Here is a 3652-nt window from a genome sequence, read left to right as displayed (position 1 = left end):
TGCGGATCCATCGCCAACGCCTCACGCGGCGAAATACCGAACAACTCCGCATCGAAATCAGCAACACCAGAAAGAAACCCACCCGCATTCACATACGAAGTCCCGGAATGCTCAGGATCGGGATGATAAAGACGCCCGACATCCCAGCCACGGTCCTCAGGAAACGAGGTCACACCATCACGGCCCGCCGCGAGCATCTCCCACAACTCCTCCGGCGACGACACACCACCCGGGAAACGGCACGCCATCCCCACGATCGCGACGGCGTCGTCGTCGACGGCGTTGCCCCTGTCGGAGCCCGAGTTCGCTTCGTGGTCCTCGGCGTGGGTGTCGTCGCCGGGGAGCTCGGCGCGGATGTGGGCCGCGAGGGCGGCCGGGGTGGGGTGGTCGTAGACGAGGGTTGCGGGCAGGCGCAGCCCGGTCGCGGAGCCGAGGCGGTTGCGCAGTTCCACCGAGGTGAGGGAGTCGAAGCCCAGGTCGCTGAAGGGGCGGTCGGCGGCGACCGAGGCGGCGGAGCTGTGCCCGAGGACCTCGGCGACGGTGGACCGTACGTGGGCGAGGACGAGGCGTTCCCGTTCGGCGGGCGGGCGGCCGTGCAGGGCCGTCGCGAGTTCGCCGCCGCCTGCCGCGGGTCGTTCGGTGCCGTCGGCTCGGGCCTCCTGCTGTGCGGGTGCCGTGAGTTCGCGCAGGAGTGAGCCGTGGCGGGCGTAGGCGGTGGTCTCGGCGAAGCGGGCCCAGTCGGCGTCGAGGACGGTGACACAGGTGCGGTCGTCATCGAGGACGCGCCGGAGCGCGTCGACGGCGGTTTCGGGGGTGAGGGGGCGGATGCCGAGCCGGGCCAGGTGCGTGGTGACGACGGGGTCGGCCGCCATGCCGTCGCCCGCCCAGGGGCCCCACGCCACGGACGTGGCCGGCAGACCGAGGGCGCGGCGGTGCTGGGCCAGCGCGTCGAGGCGGGCGTTGGCGGCGGCGTAGGCGGCCTGGCCGGCGTTGCCGGTGACGCCGGCCGTGGAGGAGAACAGCACGAAGGCGTCGAGGGGACGCTCGGCGGTCAGTTCGTGCAGGTGCTGCGCGGCATCGGCCTTCGCGGCGAGGACGCGTGCCAGTCGTTCGGGGGTGAGGTCGGCGGCGAGGCCGTCGTCGAGGAGGCCCGCCGCGTGGACGACGACGGTCGGGAGGTGGGCGTCCAGCAGACCGGCGAGGGCGGTGCGGCCCGCCACGTCGCAGGCGGCGAGGGTGACTTGGGCGCCGCGTCCGGTCAGCTCGTCGCGCAGTTCCTGGGCGCCGGGGGCGTCGGCGCCCCGCCGGGAGACCAGGACGAGGTGCTCGGCGCCCTGGTCGACGAGCCAGTGGCCGATGTGCCGGCCGAGCGCGCCGGTGCCTCCGGTGACGAGGGCCGTGCCGTGGAAGCGGGCGCCCTGCGGTGGTGCGTCCGGGGCGGCGGGTTGTCCGCCCGGGCCGGTGTCGCGTACGAGGCGTGCGGCGAGGATCCCGGTGGGGCGCAGGGCGAGCTGGTCCTCGTCGCCGGGTGCGGCCAGCAGCCGTGCGAGGCGCCGCGGCTCGTCGGGGCCCGGTTGCGCGGGCAGGTCGACGAGGCCGCCCCAGCGGTCGGGCTGTTCGAGGGCGAGTGTGCGTCCCAGGCCCCATACGGCCGCCTCGTCGGGCCGGGACGGGCTGTCACCGGCGCCGACCGACTGCGCGGACCTCGTGGCGCACCACAGGCGGGCGGCCGGGGCGGCGTCGGACAGCGCCTGCCACAGGGCCAGTACGGCACCCGGTGACGGCAGCAGTGCCAGGACGTGGGTGGGCTCGTGGCCGGTGGCGCGGATGCGGTCCGCGAGGTCGGTGCGGGTGTCGGTGGCGTCGACGGTGAGCTGGTCGACCTCGGCACCGGCCCGGCGCAGGGCCGCCGCGATGTCCTCTCCGGCCGGGTCGGACGTGGCCACGAGCCAGCGGCCCGGGAGCACGGCGGTGTCGGCGGCGAGGCGGGCGGGCCGCCAGCGGACACGGTAGCGGCGGGCCGCTTGCTCCAGGTCCCGACGGCCTTCCCGGCGCCAGGCGGACAGCGCGGGGACGAGGGTGTCCAGGGCTTCGTCCCCGGCCACGCCCAGCCGCTCGGCGAGCGCGTCGATCTCGCCGCGCTCCACGAGATCCCAGAAGCGTGCTTCGACCCTGTCGGGTCCACTTTCCGCGCCGCGCTCCGCGACGGCGTGGTCGGGCAGCCAGTACCGCTCGCGATGGAACGCGTAGGTCGGCAGCTCCACCCGCCGCGCGCCCGTGCCCTCGAAGAGGGCGGCCCAACGGACGTCGCCGCCACGGACGTACATCTCGGCGACGGCGGTCAGGACGGCCTGCGGGTCGGGCTGCCCGGTGCGCAGGGTGGCCGCGGCGGCGTGCCCGGCCTCCCGGGCGAGCGCGGTGAGGACGGGGTCGGGGCCGATCTCCAGGAGCCGGCCGGCCCCTTGGCCGGCGGTGGCGGTGGTGAGCGCGTCGTGGAAGCGTACGGGCCGGCGGACCTGTTCGATCCAGTACGTGGGAGTGGTCCAGTCGCCCTCGCGCAGGGCCTCACCGGTCAGGGTGCTGACGGCGGGCACGGTCGGCGTGCGGTAGGCGACACCGGCCGCCACGGTGGTGAACTCGGCGAGCATCGGGTCCATCAGTGATGAGTGGAAGGCGTGGCTGACCCGTAGCCGGCCCGCGCGGCGCCCGCGCTCCCGGAAGTCGGCGACCACGGCATCGACGGCGCCCTCGGCGCCCGACACCACCACGGCCTGCGGCCCGTTCACGGCGGCCAGCGCCACGTCCGCGCCCAGTGCCCCGGCGATCTCGTCCTCGGTGGCCTCGATCGCGGCCATCGCGCCACCCTCGGGCAGGGCCTGCATCAGCCGGGCCCGCGCCGCCACCAGCCGCACCGCATCCGGCAGCTCGAAGACCCCGGCGGCGTACGCGGCCGCGTACTCGCCCACCGAGTGGCCGAGTACGCAGTCAGGTCGCATGCCCCAGGACCGCAGGAGAGCCACGAGGGCCACTTGCAGGGCGAAGAGGGCGGGCTGGGCGTAACCGGTGCGGGCCAGGGTCTCCGGTTCACCGGTGGACATGAGCTCGCGCAGTGGAAGGTGACCGGGGTCTTCGGCGCCGAGTTCGGCGTCCAGGAGGTCGCAGACCTCGTCCAGGGCCCGACGGAACTCCGGGAAGAGATCGTGGAGTTCGCGTCCCATGCCAGGCCGCTGGCTGCCCTGCCCCGTGAACATCCATGCCGTACGTCCCTTGAGCACATGTCCGGTGACCACAGCCGGATGCCGGTCACCGTCGGCGAGGGCCCGGACGCCGGTGCTCAGTTCGTCGAGGCCGGGTCCGAGGACGACGGCACGGTGGGTCAGGAGGGCGCGGGTGGTGGCCAGCGAGTAGCCGAGGTCGGCCGGAGACGCCGGGTTCGCGGGGAGGTGCGCGGCGAGGCGCTCGGCCTGCGCGCGAAGGCTGTCGGCGTCGCGTCCGGCCAACAGCCAGGGTGTGAGCGGGAGCGGGGTGCCGGTCCCGGACTGTTCGGGCCGCTGCGATTCGGGGGCTTCTTCAAGGATTTCCGGGGCTTCTTCGAGGATGACGTGGGCATTGGTGCCACTGATCCCGAACGCCGACACACCCGCCCGCCTCG

At 74.5% G+C, this 3652-nt stretch carries 1 protein-coding gene; it reads right to left on the bottom strand.

The features are described 5' to 3' along the window. Nucleotides 1-3638: SDR family NAD(P)-dependent oxidoreductase (locus AB0I77_RS53175; RefSeq protein WP_363290269.1), on the bottom strand; the 3638-nt coding region annotated here is incomplete at its 3' end. Nucleotides 3639-3652 lie beyond the last annotated feature (14 nt).

The sequence above is a fragment of the Streptomyces sp. NPDC050619 genome (assembly GCF_040654815.1).
GTDB lineage: Bacteria > Actinomycetota > Actinomycetes > Streptomycetales > Streptomycetaceae > Streptomyces.
Note: the sequence above shows the minus strand (reverse complement) of the source record. Positions and strands in the feature narration are given on the sequence as shown.